This window comes from Butyricicoccus sp. OF27-2pH9A (assembly GCF_027693185.1).
GTDB lineage: Bacteria > Bacillota > Clostridia > Oscillospirales > Butyricicoccaceae > Agathobaculum > Agathobaculum butyriciproducens.
Map to the genome: position 1 here is coordinate 236,266 of NZ_JAQEXK010000002.1, position 18,462 is coordinate 254,727.

The following is an 18,462-nucleotide window of genomic DNA, read 5'->3' on the forward strand; positions in this document are numbered from 1 at the left end:
TTGTATGGCATGAAAATCATGGTGAATATCAGAGGAAATACGCGAAAACAGTGGGGATTGCAGTTGAACGGTGTCGATACTTGACAGAAAACGTAGGAGTTAGTAAAATATAAAATGACTAAATTGGGGCAGTATACCCATTTATCCTATATCTGAAGGGAAGGAGGCAGCGAATATGACACAGCAGCGCAAAAAGTGCGGAAAAGGCGGCTTTACCCTCGTAGAGCTGGTAGTTGCACTGGTCATTCTGAGCATTCTGTTTGCTATCGCTGTACCGAGCCTTCTGGGGTATATCCATCTGTCGCAGTTCCGAAAGAATGAATCGTACGCTAAGACCATGTATCTGTCGGCAGAATCCGAGCTGACCTACCTTCGTACCGGCGGTGAATGGGAGTCGTTCTGCAGTAGGGTGAAGAAGGAAGGCGTGCTGAATCAGTCGTTTGATGAGTCGGACGAGGACCGGAAAAAGCTGGTCGGCCGTATTTACGGCATTCGTCTGGATGCAGGCGAATACGCAGAAGGTGAGCTGTCGGGTGACGGTGCGCTCGTCGGTGCGCTTCTTTCGCAGGATACCTATGATAAAAGTGTGCTGAATGCTGCAATCTGCATCGAAATCGACGTGGAAAGCGGTCAGGTTTATTCGGTTTTCTACGGCACAAACTGCAAGGGACTGTACTACGGATCGAATGAGGACAGCAAACCGGCGGATATGTCCGGTAGCTGGCTGGATATTGATTACAGCAAGCGCGGCCGCGATACGCGCAGGGAAGAACGGCTGGGCTATTACTCGGTTCAGGATGCAGTCAATGCTGTCAGTCTGGATGCGACTAAGCTGAAGATCACCTCGATCAATCTGGTAAACGGTGAAACTTTGTCGCTGAACTGGTCGAGCAATGTGAAGGATCAGGATCTGGATAAGGTTTATTACGAGGTCAAGCTGTACAGCAGTGAGGATAAAGCACAGCTTCTGTCGATCAATATTCCGGGCAGGGATTTGAAAACGGGTTCGCAGTCGGTTGCGGTTACGACCGAGGATAATGCGACGAAGAATTATACCTTCCCCATGGAATATGACCGGACCGGCAAGCGGGCAACACTCGTGCTGGACGGTATGATGAATGCGAAGCTGTACGACCGGTTGGACAAGCTGTCTGATGATAAAGCAGCCTTCCGGCAGAGCAGCGATACCAGCATCACGCGCTTCGGCGGCAAGCTGGAAACCCCGCTGAATGTTTACGCAGCCGTGCAGGTGTTTCCGGACCCGAACGCAGAAAACACCCGCGGTGAGGAGTATCAAAAGAGTGACGCTATCGAATCCAATAAGGCGAACACGCTTTTCGGTGACGGCACCCGGTCGGATAACAGCCGGTGCGAGATCGAAACCTTCCGTCATCTGTCCAATATCCGTTATATGGATACGACGGCGGCATTTGCCGTTACCGCGCGTTCACTGGACTGGATGAGCGACAGTGTAAAGGTTTACGGTACGGCAGCCCGCGGCGCACTTTCGGTTTCCACCGGCAAGGATATCGGCTTCCCGAGCATCCCTGCGCTGCGCAGCAATCAGACACTGGACGGCACAGGCGGTCTGCTGAACCGCATTGCCGGCGTGTTTACCGGCGGGAATGTCATCAGTAATCTCAAGCTGGATAAGACCTCGATTGCCGATGACGCAGAGTATCTTGGTCTGTTCCAAAAAAACGCAGGCACGATCCAGAATCTGCGTCTGCTCAATCCGCAGGTGGAGATTGCCTCGGACAAGCTCAAGGGTGTCGGCGCAGTCTGCGGTTACAGCAATGGCTCTTTGAAGGGCGATACCGTGGACGGCACCGAAGCCGAGGTGGAAGCTGCGCTGACCTCGGCACAGGCGCAGGGCATCGGCGGTGTGGCCGGTGTGATTGAGGTCAGCGATTCTAAGTCAGTAATCAAGCTGTCTGCATCGGGTACCGTAACCGGTACGCTGCCGACCGGCGATACTGCGCGCGGTATCGGCGGTATTGCGGGCAGCCTGACAACAAACGGTGCCGCAGTCAAGACCCTCACCAACAGCGCTGCTGTAACGGGCAATCGCTCGGTTGGCGGCATTGCAGGCTATTTTTCCGGCAAGGATCAGGCCACGGGAAAAGATATGGCTGACTGCAAAAATGAGGGGCTGATTCTCAGCAGCACAGCCGCAGATGATCATTCGCTGGCAGGACATTATATCGGCGGCATTGTCGGCTACGCGCATAACGCGTCTCTTTCCGAATGCAGAAGCCGTGCCGGATATGCGGACGGCTACACCTATAAGCAGGAGGATAGAGACAAGCTGCGCGGCAGATATGTCGGCGGCATTGTCGGCTACGGCGAACAAAGTGTGCTGTATGACTGCGAGACCGAGGCAAACGGCTACGTTCTCGGCAGCGAGTATGTCGGCGGCATCATCGGTGCGCTGAATCAGTCTGATACGCAGACGGCACTGCTCAGTGAAAACGGCACCAGAACAACCGTTAACGCAAGCTATGTCATCGGCAATTCGTATGTCGGCGGCATCATCGGTGAGAATAAAGGCGGTTCGACGATCAAAAACTGCGTCAACACAGGTGTCGTTGCAGGATACAATGTATTTATCGGCGGTATTTGCGGTGCAAATGAGAACAATGCGGCCATCATAAACTGTGCAAGCTATGTTTCGGACACCAATAATGCGATCTACAGGCGTGTCACGGACTGGGGAGCCGTCGGCAGCTATGCGGGCGGTCTGACCGGCTACAACAGCGGCACGATCATCTTCAGCGACAAGGATAACGCAGTCTCTAACCGGAGTGTGGCGGGCATCGTCGTCGGCAAGCATTATGTCGGTGGTCTGGTCGGCTATAACGACACAGACGGCACGATTGATATCAATTATACGCTCATCGGCGGCCGTGTTGCCGCAACCGGAGACTGCGTCGGCGGTCTGATCGGTCTGAATGCTTCGACAAAGCTGCTCGAGAAGAAGCTGACCATCAAGCCGAGCAGTGTGCAGGGACGGTACTATGTCGGCGGTGCGATCGGTGCAAATGTGGTCAATCCGGGAGAGGATGTCACGGTCAGCGGTCTCAAGGTCGACAACAGTCTTGGCACGGTCACTGCAGAGGCATTCTGCGGCGGTCTGATCGGCTATCAGCGCACCTACACGGAGAAAGACCGGGCAGGCGGAACGCTGTATGCGCTTCTGCCGGGCATCGCGGCAAACAACAGCAATGTGCCGGGAACGGTCAAGGCATCTACCAATACGCATACCATCATCATCACAGCGGACGGCAACAGTGCAGGCAGACTGTCTGCAGTTTCCAACAACATGACCATCCGCGCGTATGCGTATGCAGGCGGCATTATCGGCAGCTGTGAGCCGCAGACCCGGATGAAGGTGGAGCACTGCCTGAACGCAGGCGGCTTTGACCGTCCGGCAGAGGACACCTTCCCGGACAGCAAGCTGAAAACCGGTGTGGATATGGTATCCTATCTGCAGGCGCAGAAGTACACGGATGCCGCGAAGGCACTCTCCGATGAGCTGGGCAGCAGCGAACTGCGTGTTTCCGTCATCGGCGGTGTGATCGGCGTCAACGGTGAGAATCAGGTGATAGACCACTGTGCCAGCAAGGGCACGATGAACGGTCTGAATGCCATGGGCGGCGTGGTCGGTCTGAACGAGGGCATCATCCGCGACTGCACGCTCTCCGGCAGCATGGGCAGCGCAACGCAGGATTATATCGGCGGTATCGCGGGTCTGAACGTCGGCGGCAGGACGGCGGGCACGATTGAAAACTGCACGACCGAGAAAAACTGCACCGTCACCGGACGGAATACGGTCGGCGGCATCGTCGGCTATAATCTCAGCGGCGGCAGGATACAGAACAATACCAGCAGTGCCAATGTCAGCGGTGCAGGCCGTGTCGGCGGTATTGCGGGCGAAAACGGCGGTGCGATCGTGCTTTCGAGCACACCGGCAGGAAAGCGCCGTGTCAACGGCAGCGGCAGCGGTGTCGGCGGCGTGATCGGCGTGAATACCGCAACCGGCACGCTCAGTCCGGCAAGCGGCAGCATGCAGGGCGATGTCATTGCCGCGGATAACAGGCTGACCGTGCGCGGCAGCAGTATGGTCGGCGGTATTGCCGGCATTAACCGCGGTACACTCGGCGGCACGAGCATCAACTGCCTGACCAATCAGGCGGCAGAGGTCCGCGCAGCGGCGGGCAGTGCAGGCGGCGTTGTCGGCGCGCAGGAGGGCACAAAGGCTGTTCTGCGGTACGCGAAGAATCTCGGTCAGGTGACCGCAAATGTCGGTGCGGCAGGCGGCATTGTCGGCATGAACAGCGCGGGCAGCACGGTCGAGAGCTGTATCGGCAACGGCAGCGTCACCAGTAACGACGGCTATGCAGGCGGTGTTGCCAGCGAAAACTACGGCACGATCAGGAGCTGCAGCGTCGGCACGGATAACAGGGTAACACTCATCACCCGCAACAAGACTGCGGCAGGCGCGATCTGTGCGGTAAACTACAAGGGTGGTACGGTTCAAGGAGCGGTACTCGGCGATCATATCACGATTTCCGGCAGTGCATTCATTCTGGGTGCTGTTGTCGGAGACAACAGCGGTATGGTTACTGAAACCGAGGTTTCGCAGCAGCCGACATACAGCGTTTCCGCAAGCACGCTGCAGGTCGGCGGTGCAGTCGGCATCAATCGAGCGGGCGGTACGGTCAGCAAGGTGAAGGTCACCTCGAATTTCGAGAAATTCACGAAGTATACCTATCTCGGCGGTGTAGTCGGTCAGAATAATGCAAGCGGCAAGGTAACCGAATGCACTTACTCCGGCACGGTCGATGAAGGAAAGAGTACGGTCGGCAACTGCTACGGCGGCATTGCCGGACTGAACGGCGGTCTGCTGCAGGGCAGTACCGTTTCCAGGCTGACACTGACGGCGGACGGTGTGTACACCGCAACCTCCACCAGTTCGGCGGCAGAGAAGGAACGCCTGTCCTCGCATATCGGCGGCATTGCAGGCAAGAATGATACGACCGGCATCATCGAGCAGTGCTACATAGACAATACCGGAACCGGCACGATCACGGTCAAAAACGGCATGGTCGGCGGTGTGACCGGCTATAACAAGGGCACGATCACCATGTCCGGCGATAAGAGCACCGAAGCCTTGATGGAAAATGTCAGCAAGGTGAGCGACCTGCTGTCCAATGCCGAGGCACAGAAGCTGTCTGCGGATTCCACCTGGGTAAAGTGGGCAGACCGGACGGATGTGGAAAAGCTGTCCTACAACGGCGGCAGCAAGAGCGTAGCGGCAGACCGCACCATGCAGATCATCGTATCGAGCAACGGCAACCTCGGCGGCGTGGCGGGCTACAATGCGCCGACCGGTGAGCTGAATCGCTGCGTCAGCGGCAGCTGGCTGCTGGTCAACAAGTCGGACGGCATCGGTGTCGGCACCGGCGGTATTGTCGGCATGAACGAGAGCGAAAAGGACCTGTCCTATCTGCTCAATCAGGCGTTTGTCGGCCGCCAGCGGAGCAGTAATGCGACCAACCGTTTTGCAGGCGGCATTATCGGTACGCAGTCGAATAAGACCACCACGGATTGGATGATCCGGAATTGTGTCAATTATGGTACTGTTTATGGCTATCACTCGAATTATTCGGGCGGTATTGTCGGTCAGTGGACGAATAACGGCGGCATAATCGAAGGCTGTTATAACTATGGCAATCTGCAGACCACATTTAAGGCGGATTGGGTAGGCGCTTCGGGCGGTATTGTAGCACAGCTGTATCATGCGGCCTCCAATCAGGATTTTGATATTATCAGCTGTCAGAACCACGGCAGCGTTTACAGCCGCAATGGTGAGAGTAAGGCAGACGGTGCGAATGACAGTGCCGGCATTCTTGGCAATATTACGGCGTATGAAGCGACTAAAGCTGGAGATGGACAGAAGTATACGATCAACGTGGTAGACTGCGTGAACGCACCCGGTGTGAAAATTTACGCAGGCTCGATGGCTTCCGGTATCGTCGGCTTCTTTTCTACGGATAATGTGCTGTCGAAAAGCTATAACGATGCACGGTATTCCATCGGTATTTCGACCGAAAATATTGTGCTGAACATTGATCGCTGCCGCAACTATGCGGAAAAGCTGGTGGGTGATCCGTATTCTGCAGGCATTATGGGTGATCGCTACGAGCGCAATGGCAAGAGCGGCAGTTCTAAAATTGCCGCAGGCAATACCTACATACAAAATTGTTTTTCCGTCAGCCAGGATACAAACAAGGATTGGTCGATTGCTGCTTTTGGAAATGATTTTGGCCTGATATCGGATAAAAATAATGTGGGAAACAACTATTATTTTTATGATACCTGGGGTTTGACAAACGATGTAGGACATACGTTTCAGTATGGTTATCGAAGTGAATCGCGCAAGGCGTATTCGCGTATGATTGCCTTCGGCAATCTGGGTATCGAAGGCAAATGGAAGGATAAGACCTTTGCGGCGATTGCAGGTCCGAATCTGGATTCTGTGGATACGGACAATAATCAGCTGTACTACAACATGACAAACGACAACACAACGATTGACGATAATGGTATCATTCGTACTTCGGGTGAAATCACCGGACGTGTTTTGTTTGTTATGCCGGATTCTCCGACCTATCGAACGATTTCGCAGACGACAGGCAACAATCAATCGTGGCTGCGGCCGAATATCTACCGAGTGAATGGCTTGTTTAATCAGAACGGCAAGCTGCTTGACGAGTACGTCCGCACCAATTACCGCGATATGGAGCACAGCAAGACGGCATCCGGTGCACTGGATGACTCCTTTGACGTTTCGCTCCGGCAGAACGATGACGGTGCCTTCAACGTCTCCATCACGGACGACGACCGCCCGCTGTACTACGAGGGCAGGGTGTTCGTTGACGGTGAGGAGGTACTGTCCAATCTGCGCTTTATCCCGAACCGAAAGGGACAGGGACAGTGGGACCCGAAGCTGAACGGCACACAGGCGTACGGCTCCGGTACGACCAGCGGTTCGTTCCAGCTGCCGGCAAGCCTTGCGGCAGACACAGCAGGCAAGACCATTACATTGTCGGTTCGTGCTGTCAGTCTGTTTGAGGATACCGCGCCTTCTGCATGGAAAACTGCGGCGACGCAGAATGTGTCGGTGCTGCCGACACCGGATGTCAATATCCGACTGGTGAGCCATTGGAACAATGGCGCTAAATACCAGATCTCGCTGAAAAACCTTGCGGATTATGCGGTCTTCAGCAACTGGAAGATTACCTTCAGGCTTGGCTCGCAGACCGTGACTATTGATCAGAACAACCATACCGCCGAGATCAACGGCGATGATTTGAAGGAGCTGATCGTCACGGCAGCGGCAGGCATTACGAACGGCATTCAGCCGGCCTCCGTGACGGATACCATCCCGACTGACACGCCGAAGTACAAGCCGGACGGCAGCATCAACAAGCTGTCGGTATCGTACTCGGGCAGTACGGTGGATGATTGCACGGTCACGGCTGCACTGACGGTCAACGAGCCGCAGATGGAAACACCGCCGATTTACCGTATCGAGGTGCTCGGCACGGTTGGCACAAATGAGTATGTTTTTGCGTATGAGGATGTGCTGACCTCGGCGGGCAACACGGTTACGGCAAACTTCCGCAACCTGCCGAAGGAGTATTTCGCGGAGAATGTCACAAATCGTCGGGTGCGTGCATGGTACGCCGCCTCCGGTCTGGGACCGGTTTACACCTATGGTGATACCCGGCAGACCGGCGATGCGTCTGTTACGCTGCGGACTTACAGCGCGGAGGGCGTTCAGCAGCAGGACAGGATCATTTACAGTCATGTCCTTGGCCACGCAATTGACTTTGCAAACTACATTAGAACCGAGGCTTTGAACATCAAGCCGCTGACGGCGCCGGAGCTGAACGACCCGGTACTGATGCAGGAAGATAACGGCAGTATCAGCTACCGGTTCTCGTGGACGCAGCCCGGTCAGGGGACTGCAGCGCCGCACTACAGCGTCAAGCTGACCGGCATTACTGCGGCAGGCGCAAGAATCGGCATTCCGGTCAACGAGGTTTACGGTACGCAGGAGAATCCGAATACTTCCCAATCGTTCACCATCAGCGCGGACGACTGGCAGTACGCCGAGGTTGAGCTGACCGTTACCCGTCTGGGACAGGCATACGGCGAGGTTGGCCTGAGTACGACGAAGAAGTACGCTGTCAAGCAGCGCCTCGAGCGTCCGGGACAGCCATCGGTAATCAACCCGGATACCAACGAGCTGGAATACACCATCGGCTGGAGTGCCATCGGCAGCGAAAACGGCTGTGCAGGCTATCAGGTTTATGTGCAGCCGGAGGGCGAAACGGCCGCTGCCCTGGGTGCGCTTGTGCCCGTCAGGGGCGGCACCTGCTCGGTAAGCCGCAGTCTGGAGGATTACGCCGGCAAGACCATCGACCTCTATCTGGTGGCGGTGGCTGCTGATGATTCCGGCTACGCGGACAGCCCGAACGGTATCGTGTACACGATGACCGTGCCGATGCGTCTGGATACGCCGAGCGTCAAGTGGTCGTACAACTGGAATGCGGCAGCAAACAACCCGATTCCGGCGGCCGGCTTCCGAAGCGGCGGCCTGCAGGTCACCGTTACGCCGGAGAATGAGGCCAGTGTACCGCCCGGCGGCAGCACCTATCTGCTGCGGGCAAAAATCACTGGGACGGACGGCACAACGGTGACTTACCCCGTTTCTGCAATGAGCGAAAGCGGCGGCAGCTACGTCTGCAGCCTGACCAATCTGGATACGAAATACGCAGGCTGTTCTGTACGGTTTGAGGCTCGTATTTCGCAGTCGGCGGGACAGGTAAGCTCGGTCTGGGTATCGAGCGGCGATGTGGTATTCCCGCGTGTGAAGCTGGAAGCGCCGAGCGCGTCGCTGGCAAACGTGAATGAGGCGCTTGAGGTCAGCTATGGCCCGATGAATCGTCTTATCAACACGGCAGAGTGGGCTGCACAGCTTACCGCGCTCTCGTGGAACGAGGTGGCAGACGCTGACCTGTATCGGATTGAATTGACCGATAAGGACGATAATTCCACGACGGTTACCGTCGATATGAGCGGGAACCTGCCGGAGATTATCATAAATGGTCAAAATACGTTTGCAGTTGCAGGGGATGACTGGTATACTGTAAAACAGGGCAGTGCGGTCAACGGCAGATACAGCCTTACCAATGGCAGCATTCGTTATTACAGCTATCAGCCGGATACCATGCTGCAGGTGAAGGACGGCACATTTACATTGAAGCTGCCTAACATTTTCTCCGTGGTAACGCACGAGAATCAGACCCTGCAGCTGACGAATGGTATACAGATCAGCAGGGTAACTGTCATTGCGGACAGCAAGAGCGACCGTTATACGGAATCCGATCCTGCTGAGCGCAGATTTTAGTTACGAAGGGAGGCGGCAGACATGAAGCGGATACGTCAGGGATGGGACACCCTGCGGCGCAGCAAGCGAAGCGGTGTTTCGCTGATCGTAGCACTTTGTGCTGTCGCCGTCCTGATCGGGCTTTCGCTCAGTATCGTGTATTCCTCATCCATGCTGCTCTCGCGGGCCAACCGCAAGATCGGCAGGGAACGCTGTTATCAGCTGGCGCAGTCCTTTGCACAGGTGCTGGACAGCGAACTGCAGGAATACAAAACAATAAAGCCCGAATTAGATACCAATTTTGCGCCGGAAGGCTGTTTCTACCGTGAAGTGAACAACATTTTAGCGGAAGATACGGGATTGGGTATTTACGATCCGGACCGTTCAGATGAAACCACTGCCTGCTATAATGCGGGTTCGACCGAGGATAACTACGGCAGGATTACGATTCTGCTCCGTGATGTTACCGATGCGCAGGACCCGATCACAGGCGATACCTTTGAATACGATGCTCGGAACGAAGGCACCGAAAAAGCAGAGCAGACAACCTTTAACAGACATCAGGTTTGGGTGGGCGTCAAGGCGGAAAAGGGAGCGGACAGCTACATGTACACCACAGAATACCGCCGAAAGGACAGTTTTCAGCCAATCTACACATGGGAAGGGGAAGACGGCGTCAGCGGACAGTTCCCGGTCTACTGGGTAAACGGCCGCTTTTGCCGAAGTGCCAACGGCGAGGAGCCGGTAGAACCCAAGGTCATTGGCGAGGGCAAGGATGCCCGCACGGAGCATGTGGAGATCAGCTACACCTATGATATCAACAATCCAACGTACAGCCGATACGAACCCATCCACAAGCCGGCAGCCCGGACAACCGGAGGTGCAGCCGATGAATAGACTGATTCGCGTGCTGCGCGACCGCCGGGGCGAATCCATGGTGGAAATTCTGGTTTCCACGGTGGTGTTCATGCTGCTCCTGGGAGCGCTGAACGGCGCAGTCGGCTTTGCCGCAAATGCGCAGCGCAAGTCGGAGCAGCTCCGCAGGGACGCGACCCAACTGCAGGAAAGCGTGCGCGGGAGTGCAGAAGTCGCGGACGGCGAAGCTGCCGCATACGATTTTAAAGTAACGACGTCGGACGGCGAAGATACCGATATTGACGCCTTCCGCGTACAGGTAAAAAAGCAGACCGTAAACGCCAAAACCGAGGACGGCAAAACCGTGCCCTTCTACCGGTTTGCGAAGGGAGAGTGACGGCATGAAACGCATTCGCTCAATCCTGCGCGGCCGGGAAGGCATGACACTGGTGGAGCTTGTGGTCGGCGCCGGACTGCTGTGTCTGGTCATCGGCGTATTCAGCGCGTCGCTGCGGCCGGCGGCCGAGGTATCGCGCCGCACGCAGGAGCTGAACAGCGCTGAGCTGATCGCGGACGACCTGCTCGAAACCGTGCGCAGCAAGGTGGAGACCGCCACGGATTACATCAAATGCTACGATAACGGCACGGACGTAACGAATAAAACCGGCTCGTCCGAAGGCTCGGCGATCGAGTTTGGCTATGAGACCGAACAGGGATATAACGCGGCGGAACTGCTGACGGCAGACGGCTGCGGACCAACCAAAATCGTGATTGCCGATAAGGACTCCGGTGAGCAGCCTCGGGTGGAAAAGGGTTATCTTGTCGAGCGTTATTATAAAGATGGCTACAGTCAGGATGCGGACGGCAATCCCATTGCCCGAGCCATGACGAAAACCTACGCAGAGGGCTTTTATATGGGGCTGCGCGCCGGACTGCATTTCAAAATCGACGAAGCAAAGCACACCGTTACCGCCACCGTGACAATTTACCGCGATAAGGATTTGACCGATAAAATCTATTCGGATTCGCTCATCATTGACCTGCGGTACGATATTTCGGTGAAAACCGGGGTGACGGCAACGAAAAAGCCGGCATAACGGCAATACAATATGTGTAACTCTGCGGAGCACCGCCGCGGTTTACAGAAATAGAAAAACAAAAATGAAATTGGAGGAATAAGATCATGATGGAAAAAATGATCGCGCTGCAGCAGAAGCGCCGCAGCAAGAAGGGCGGCTTTACGCTGGTAGAGCTGATCGTGGTTCTGGTTATTCTGGCGATTCTGGCAGCACTGCTGATTCCGGCTCTGACTGGTTATATCGACAAGGCTCGTCAGAAGCAGGTTGTTGCTGAGTGCCGTCAGGCAGTAATGGCGGCTCAGACACTGTATGATGAAGCATATGGCACGGGCGTTAAGGCTACTGTTGACAAGACCCTGACCTTTGACAACTATAAGGCTAAGGTAGACAAAGATCTGAGTAAGACTCTGGAACTGGCAGAACTTACCGATAAGGGTACGTTGTCGAATATTACCGTAACTGATGGTAAAATTGCAACGTTGACTTGGACGAGCAAGACCCATACTAAGCCTTGCACCTACGCTGACGGCAACTATACTGTTGCTGACTAATGATTAACCGCACCGAACGCCACGGACCGACTGCGCCGATCAAATACGGCGCGGTAAGCTGGTGGCTGACGGTGGTGTGTGTGATCCTTCTGGCTGTGATCGCGGCGGCGGGCAGCGTGCTCGGTCTGCTCTATCGGGCAGACGCGCATGTGGCGCTCGGCAATGCAAAAACGGTGCGTATGGCGCTATACGCCGCCTCGATCGAGGCCTACGGCGAAAACCGTCCCTTCACGGACTCCGCCCATGAGGGCGGGGTCTCGGAGGCGGTTTACAACGAGGTGCTGACAGCCTGCAAGGTGCCCGGTGATTTCTGGGTGCTGCAGACCGACGAAAACGGCTATACCGTACAGCAGATGATCTACACCGAAGGGGATTTCACCGTAACCTACACCGCCGATCCGGTCACTTGGAACGTGTCCGTCGGTGTTGACCTGATTCATGCCGCCGCAGCACAGTGAACGCACGGTGCGCGTTCGCCGTCGGACGGTATGGCGGGTCACAGCCCCTTAACAGTTAAGTGGCTGTGACCTGCCATGCGGTTTTCTGCATGGTAGATTCTATTTGTAAAAAATCATTCCAAACCAACCCAAACGAGGAGGAAACCAATGCTTTACATTGCCTATGCTGTATTATGGCTGTTACGGTTTGCATTGGGCGCGTGCGTATTCAGCTTTCTCGGAGTGGTGGTATGGCGCCTGCCGCGCAGAGAAAGCGTGGTGAAGGGACGCAGTCACTGTCCGGCGTGCGGGCGCACGCTGTCGGCGGCGGAGCTGCTCCCGTGCCTGAGCTTTCTCCTGCAGGGCGGCAAATGCCGCGGCTGCGGTGCAAAAATCCCCGCAAGGGATTTCTGGATCGAGGTGCTCGGCGGCTTGTGCTCCTGTGCCTGTGCATATGCCTTCGGCGGCGAGAGCGCACAGGCGGCGCTGGCGTTCGTCGTGCTCGGTATTCTGACGGTCGTGGCGCTCATGGACATAGACACGCTTGAAATCTACGACCGGTTTCCGGCGCTGCTGTTTGTCTGCGGCATCGCTGCGCACATACTTACCCCCAGCCTGGGGATAAAATCGCGGCTGATCGGCTGCGTGATCGTCAGTGTGCCGATGCTGCTTCTGGCGCTCATCGTGCCCGGCGGTTTCGGCGGCGGTGATATCAAGCTGATGTTCGGCGCGGGCTTTTTTCTCGGCGCAAAGCTGACGGTCGTTGCCGCGTTCATCGGCATTCTGCTCGGCGGCGGCTTCGGCGCGCTGCTGCTCGCCCAAAAGAAGGCAAACCGGAAAAGCCAGTTCGCATTCGGTCCGTTTTTGTGCATCGGCATTGCGATCGCCATGTTTTTCGGAGAAACGATCGCGGACTGGTATATGGGATTATTGTAATGAATGGAGAGGAGGGTCAGCATGGCTGCATCCAACAACCGCAGGCTGACCGTCACGGTCAAACCGAACAGCAGTCACACGCTGTTCCGCTACACGGCAAAGGACATAGACGGAAAGATAGTCCGCGGCGCAATGGAGGCTGCGGACTATGACACGTTGTATACCCAATTACTCGCGCAGGGGCTGTATCTGCAGAGTGCGACCCGCCGCGGTGCGGGCCGCAAGCCGCGCACACTGCGTCCGCAGGAGCTGAGCGACCTGTGCCGTCAGCTGTCCACGCTGCTGGCTTCGGGTGTCAGTCTGGTGCGCGCGCTGACGATCATCTCGCAGGATGAGGGCATCAGCGCGGGTCTGCGCCGCATTTACGAGAATGTGCTGGGTGAGGTGCGGAAGGGCTCCAGCCTGTCCGCCGCACTCGAGGCGCAGCAGGTGTTCCCGACGCTCATGCTCGGCATGATCCGCGCAGGCGAGGGCAGCGGCAAGATAGATCAGGTCGCGGAGCGGCTCGCCCTCCACTACGAGAAGGCACATCAGATGAATCAGCAGGTCAAGTCGGCGCTCATGTATCCGATGATCCTTGCGATTCTGGCGGTCGCAGTCGTTATCGTTATCGTAACCTTCGTGCTGCCGCAGTTCAGCGATCTGTTCTCCACAATGGATTCGCTGCCGGGTGTTACGCTGGCGCTGATGGCGTTTTCCGGTTTTATGGTTACCAAATGGTATCTGATGATACTGGGTGTCGCGGCAGTGGTCATAGTTATCCGCTCGCTGCTGCGCATTCCGGCCGTCCGGCTGGAAATGGACCGGTGAAAGCTCAAAATGCCGGTTTTCGGTCCGCTCAATCAGGTTATCTGCACGGCGCGGTTCGCGCGAACCATCAGCAGCCTGTACTCGAGCGGTCTGCCGATCGTCACTGCGCTGCAGACCGCCCGTGATACCATCGGCAACGCCTACATCGTTTCGCAGTTTAATGACGTGCTTGTGCAGGTGCGTTCGGGCGTCAGCCTGTCCGCCGCCCTCGAGACGGTGGATGGCTTTCAGCGCAAGCTGTGCAGCAGCATCGCAGTTGGCGAGGAGACCGGCCGTCTGGACTCCATGCTGGATTCCATTGCGGATTCGATGGAGTACGATGCACAGCAGGCGAGCAAGCGCATGATGACCATTCTGGAGCCGATGCTGATCGTGCTGATGGCGTTTGTGGTCGGCTTTATCATTATCGCGGTCATGTCGCCGATCATCGGCTCGTACAGCGCGATAGAGAGTTCGGGGAACGTATAACCTCGGAAACGTGTAAACCTCACAAAAGGGGAGAAATGAGAATGAACACAACCGTTTTGGCGCTGCAGGAGGAGCAGGTGCTTGTCGCGGTCGGCAAGTCCGGCGCGCAGCCTTCCGTGCAGGTGCTTTACAGTGCCCCCGCACACGGCGGCGGCATGGAAAACTGGGAGAAGGCGATAGGCGCACTCTGGCAGCAGCACAGGCTGCCGACCCGCGGCATTACGCTCGTCCTGCCGGATGAGGCGGTTGCCACCAAGACTATCACCGCACCGAGCATGCCGGAAAACAAGCTGGAGGAGCTTGTGCGGCACGAAATGCGTCCGCGGGAGGATCAGCTTGCGGCGGCGGACTATGTGCCGCTCGGCACAGATGCCGAAGGCCGTCAGCAGCTGTTCTGCGCTGCCTGCCGCAAGGAAACGATGGAGGAATACCTTGCAATGACCGATCGGCTCGGTCTGCACCTGGAGAACGTTACCGTTACCATGGCAGGACGGCTCAAGCTCCTGCATGCCATGCAGTCCATGCAGGGCAAGACCTGTATTTGGCTGTGCTTTGAGGGCAGCAGCGTGCTTTCGCTGCTGGTCGAGAACGGCGAGTACCGTTATTCCAGCCGCAGCCGTATTTTCAGTGAGCCGGGCACGGTGGATTTTGGCACTGAGATGACGCGGGATGTTTCCGGTACGATGCAGTTTCACACGGCAAGCCGCTCGGGCGGCACGCTGACCGATGTGTATTACGCCGGCTGCTCGGATGATGATTTCGAGGTGTGTCTGGCGGGTATCCGCGGTCTGGGTCTGGAAGTGAGCCGTCTGCCCGAATGCCGTGCGTTCCGCGCCCTGCCGAACGGCGAGCGGCTGAACGACTGGCTCGGCTGTGCCGAGGCTTTGATTCGCGTGCTTCGTGCAAACAAGGAGCTGGATCTGCTCCGCAGCTATCGGCGTTTGTCCCGCGGCAGCAAAAAGCAGACCGGCCTGCTGCACAGCTTCTACACACCGATTGCGGTGTGTCTGGTGGTGTGCGCCGCGGTCTGGTGTGTGTTCCTGCGGATGAACAGCAGCCTGAGCCACAGAACCGACGACATCAACGACTGGCTGAACGATCCGACTGTGATCGAGCAGTACAACGAATCTGCCGAAAAGCAGCAGCGCAATGACAGTCTGGTGCAGGGACTGCAGCAGGTGCGCAATCTGACGGACGCGCTTGCCACCTATCCGCAGGTGGACAGCACCCTGATGAGCAAAATCGGCGCGGCAGGCGGCGCTCAGGTCAGCATGGTGCTGACCGGCTACGATGCGGCCACCGGCGCGCTGCAGTTTGATGCACAGAGCGGCAGCGTTATCGACATTCCGAGCTATGTGCTCAAGCTGCAGAAAACCGATCTGTTCCGCAAGGTGGACTACACCGGCTATACCTATGAGGACGGCGTGTACGTTCTCAGCCTGAACTGTATCCTGCTGGGAGAGGAGGCAGCCGAATGAACATCGTTGTAACCGAACGTGATAAAAAGCTGCTCCGGTTGGTGGCCTGTCTGGCGATAATCGTCATTTTCGGCATGTATCTCATCCGTCCTGCGATGGAAAATCACGAAACGCTGCAGAACGAGTATGACGCCGCCGAACAAAAGCAGCAGGAATATCAGACGCAGATTGCCGCACTCGCGACGATTGACGATATTATCGCGCAGAATGAAGCCGCGCTGAACACGGCAAGCGAAAAATACTACAAGGGCGATCTGGAAACCCGTCAGATGGACGATATCATCACGGGTATCGCGCTCGAGAACGGACTGTTTCCGCAGTCGCTGACGCTGACGGAGGCCGCTCCGGGTGCGGTCAGCGCGTATCTCGCCGAGCAGGAAGCTGCGCAGACGGACGGCAGTGCGGACACCTCATCCGATACAGAATCCGCCGATTCGACCGATGATACATCGGCAGCGCCGTTGCAGCCGGTCAACTGCGTTTACATCGGCACTGCGACTATCTCGGCGCAGGGCGCCGTAACCCAGTGGCTGAACTTCCTCGATGAGGTAGAGCACAGGTACAAGGGTCTGCGCGTGACCAATTTCAGTATTGCAGACTATGATTATGTGGAGAACAACACGCAGGCGGTCAGCACCAATCTGATCACCGGCACGCTGGAGATCTATATGTGTGTCAGCGACAAGGAGGCGGACGCATGAAAACCAATTTGCGTATCGGCGAAGTGCTGATGGAGCGCAATTACATCACGCAGGAGCAGATGGAGCAGGCGCTCGCCTACCAGAAGGAGCACCGTGAAAAGCGAGTCGGTCAGATCCTGATCGAGCTGGGCTTTGTCACCGAGACGCAGGTGCTCGAGGCACTGGCTGCCCGTCTGGGACTGGAGATCGTGAGCATCGGACAGATGCAGGTCGATCTGACCGCTGTCCGCATGATTCCGCGTGAGCTGGCGGAAAAGCAGAACCTGCTTGCGGTCGGCTTTGCGGACAAGAACCTCGAGGTCGTGACGAACGATCCGCTTAACTACTTTGCCTTTGAGGAAGTGCGCCAGCTGACCGGCTGTCAGGTGGTCATCCGCCTGAGTGAAATGGGTCCGCTGCAGAGCGCGATTCGCTACTATTACGCCGAGGTCGGCGCGCAGCAGGCGGCACAGACCGCCAACGAGGACTTTGCAGAGCGTAATGTGGAGATGCTGCAGGTCGAAGAAAGCGAAAGCGGCGATCCGGAAGCGCCGATCGTCAAGCTGCTCAACAGCCTGCTCGACCGTGCAATCAGCACCGGCGCGAGCGACGTGCATATCGAGCCGTTTGAGGGCAGCACGCGCGTGCGCATGCGTATCGACGGCACGATCGTCGATTATGTAACGCTGCAGCGCAGTGTGCATCAGCCGCTGATCGCGCGAATCAAGATCATGGCGAACCTCGATATTGCCGAGCGCCGTCTGCCGCAGGACGGTCATTTCCGTATCCGTGTGAGACAGAGCGAGTACGTCAACATCCGTGTATCGCTGCTGCCGACCGTGTTCGGAGAAAAGGCCGTGCTGCGAATTCTGGCAACGGCGGGTCAGGTCGATCACGCCAGCCACTTCGGCATGGATGACGAAAGCTATGCAAGGTTCCTGCCTATGCTCAACTCACCGAACGGCATTATTTATATCACCGGTCCTACCGGCTCGGGTAAGTCCACTACGCTGTACATGGTGCTCGAGTATCTGTCGCACCGGCAGGTGAATATCTCCACGGTTGAGGATCCGGTGGAGAAGAACGTGCCGAGCATCAACCAGACGCAGGTCAATCCGGTTGCCGGACTGACGTTTGAGTCCGGTCTGCGCGCGCTGCTGCGTCAGGATCCGGATATCATCATGGTCGGTGAGACCCGTGACGGCGAAACCGCCGGTATTTCGGTTCGTGCCGCCATCACCGGTCACCTGGTGCTGAGTACGCTGCATACCAACGATGCGGTCTCGAGTATCGTCCGTCTGGCCGATATGGGCATCGACCATTATCTGATCGCAAACTCGCTGGTCGGTCTGGTCGCGCAGCGACTGATGCGCAAGGTGTGTCCGCACTGCGGCAGAGAGGTCGCAGTTACGCCGCAGGAGCAGGCGCTGCTCGGCAAGGATATCACGACCATCAAGCGCGGCACAGGCTGTACACACTGCAACGGCACCGGCTACCGCGGCCGTATTGCTGTGCATGAGATCGTCACGATCGACCGCAATATCCGCCGCATGATCAGCCGCGGCGCCGAAACCGAGGAGATCGAGGCCTACGCGCGGGAACAGCAGGGCATGCGCAGCCTGAAGGAAAAGGGTCTGGAACTGGTAAAACAGGGTGTTACTACACCGGAGGAGCTGCTCAGGATCGCGTATTACGCATAACCGGAAAC

Annotated in this window: 12 protein-coding genes; all 12 read left to right on the forward strand. The window is 56.8% G+C overall.

Translation table 11 applies throughout. From position 1 onward, the window contains the following. The first annotated feature begins 175 nt into the window (after positions 1-175). The 12 genes from PG722_RS03170 (at position 176) to PG722_RS03225 (ending at position 18,454) form a co-directional block, all read left to right on the forward strand. Entirely contained in the window at positions 176-9,481 is a 9,306-nt protein-coding gene (locus PG722_RS03170) for a type II secretion system protein (RefSeq protein WP_270579622.1), read from the forward strand. Positions 9,482-9,502: 21 nt separating this feature from the next. Continuing rightward, positions 9,503-10,357, forward strand: a complete 855-nt coding sequence (locus PG722_RS03175; RefSeq protein ID WP_270579624.1) for a hypothetical protein — start codon at positions 9,503-9,505, stop codon at positions 10,355-10,357. After that, positions 10,350-10,712, forward strand: a complete 363-nt coding sequence (locus PG722_RS03180; protein ID WP_270579626.1) for a type IV pilus modification PilV family protein — start codon at positions 10,350-10,352, stop codon at positions 10,710-10,712. The genes PG722_RS03175 and PG722_RS03180 overlap by 8 nt, the downstream gene beginning before the upstream one ends. A 4-nt stretch (positions 10,713-10,716) precedes the next feature. Continuing rightward, a complete protein-coding gene (locus tag PG722_RS03185; RefSeq protein WP_270477277.1) occupies positions 10,717-11,412 on the forward strand; it encodes a type IV pilus modification PilV family protein in 696 nt (231 codons plus the stop codon). Positions 11,413-11,498: 86 nt separating this feature from the next. Continuing rightward, the gene (locus tag PG722_RS03190) at positions 11,499-11,945 is read left to right on the forward strand and encodes a prepilin-type N-terminal cleavage/methylation domain-containing protein (protein WP_270579628.1); all 447 of its coding nucleotides are present in this window, start codon (positions 11,499-11,501) and stop codon (positions 11,943-11,945) included. Next, complete coding sequence (locus PG722_RS03195; protein ID WP_270417777.1) at positions 11,945-12,403, forward strand: hypothetical protein; 459 nt, start codon at positions 11,945-11,947, stop codon at positions 12,401-12,403. The genes PG722_RS03190 and PG722_RS03195 overlap by 1 nt, the downstream gene beginning before the upstream one ends. Positions 12,404-12,550: 147 nt before the next feature. Further along, entirely contained in the window at positions 12,551-13,318 is a 768-nt protein-coding gene (locus tag PG722_RS03200; protein WP_270579630.1) for a prepilin peptidase, read from the forward strand. Between the two features lie 21 nt (positions 13,319-13,339). Beyond that, complete coding sequence (locus PG722_RS03205; protein ID WP_270579631.1) at positions 13,340-14,128, forward strand: type II secretion system F family protein; 789 nt, start codon at positions 13,340-13,342, stop codon at positions 14,126-14,128. Positions 14,129-14,137: 9 nt separating this feature from the next. After that, the gene (locus tag PG722_RS03210) at positions 14,138-14,596 is read left to right on the forward strand and encodes a type II secretion system F family protein (RefSeq protein WP_270579632.1); all 459 of its coding nucleotides are present in this window, start codon (positions 14,138-14,140) and stop codon (positions 14,594-14,596) included. Between the two features lie 41 nt (positions 14,597-14,637). After that, on the forward strand, positions 14,638-16,074 hold the full coding sequence (pilM, locus tag PG722_RS03215) for a type IV pilus biogenesis protein PilM (protein ID WP_270579633.1): 1,437 nt from the start codon (positions 14,638-14,640) through the stop codon (positions 16,072-16,074). Continuing rightward, positions 16,071-16,775 carry a hypothetical protein gene (locus PG722_RS03220; RefSeq protein ID WP_270579634.1) on the forward strand — a complete coding sequence of 235 codons (705 nt, stop codon included), beginning with the start codon at positions 16,071-16,073 and terminating at the stop codon, positions 16,773-16,775. The genes pilM and PG722_RS03220 overlap by 4 nt, the downstream gene beginning before the upstream one ends. Continuing rightward, positions 16,772-18,454 (forward strand): GspE/PulE family protein, encoded by a 1,683-nt coding sequence (locus PG722_RS03225; RefSeq protein ID WP_270579635.1) that lies wholly within the window; start codon positions 16,772-16,774, stop codon positions 18,452-18,454. The genes PG722_RS03220 and PG722_RS03225 overlap by 4 nt, the downstream gene beginning before the upstream one ends. Positions 18,455-18,462 lie beyond the last annotated feature (8 nt).

Excerpts from the sequence above, each read along its gene's own strand:
- PG722_RS03170 (WP_270579622.1), top strand. The coding sequence starts at position 176 with ATGACACAGCAGCGCAAAAAGTGCGGAAAAGGCGGCTTTACCCTCGTA.
- PG722_RS03205 (WP_270579631.1), top strand. The coding sequence starts at position 13,340 with ATGGCTGCATCCAACAACCGCAGGCTGACCGTCACGGTCAAACCGAAC.
- PG722_RS03200 (WP_270579630.1), top strand. The coding sequence starts at position 12,551 with ATGCTTTACATTGCCTATGCTGTATTATGGCTGTTACGGTTTGCATTG.
- PG722_RS03175 (WP_270579624.1), top strand. The coding sequence starts at position 9,503 with ATGAAGCGGATACGTCAGGGATGGGACACCCTGCGGCGCAGCAAGCGA.
- PG722_RS03190 (WP_270579628.1), top strand. The coding sequence starts at position 11,499 with ATGATGGAAAAAATGATCGCGCTGCAGCAGAAGCGCCGCAGCAAGAAG.
- pilM (WP_270579633.1), top strand. The coding sequence starts at position 14,638 with ATGAACACAACCGTTTTGGCGCTGCAGGAGGAGCAGGTGCTTGTCGCG.
- PG722_RS03185 (WP_270477277.1), top strand. The coding sequence starts at position 10,717 with ATGAAACGCATTCGCTCAATCCTGCGCGGCCGGGAAGGCATGACACTG.
- PG722_RS03180 (WP_270579626.1), top strand. The coding sequence starts at position 10,350 with ATGAATAGACTGATTCGCGTGCTGCGCGACCGCCGGGGCGAATCCATG.
- PG722_RS03220 (WP_270579634.1), top strand. The coding sequence starts at position 16,071 with ATGAACATCGTTGTAACCGAACGTGATAAAAAGCTGCTCCGGTTGGTG.
- PG722_RS03195 (WP_270417777.1), top strand. The coding sequence starts at position 11,945 with ATGATTAACCGCACCGAACGCCACGGACCGACTGCGCCGATCAAATAC.
- PG722_RS03210 (WP_270579632.1), top strand. The coding sequence starts at position 14,138 with ATGCCGGTTTTCGGTCCGCTCAATCAGGTTATCTGCACGGCGCGGTTC.
- PG722_RS03225 (WP_270579635.1), top strand. The coding sequence starts at position 16,772 with ATGAAAACCAATTTGCGTATCGGCGAAGTGCTGATGGAGCGCAATTAC.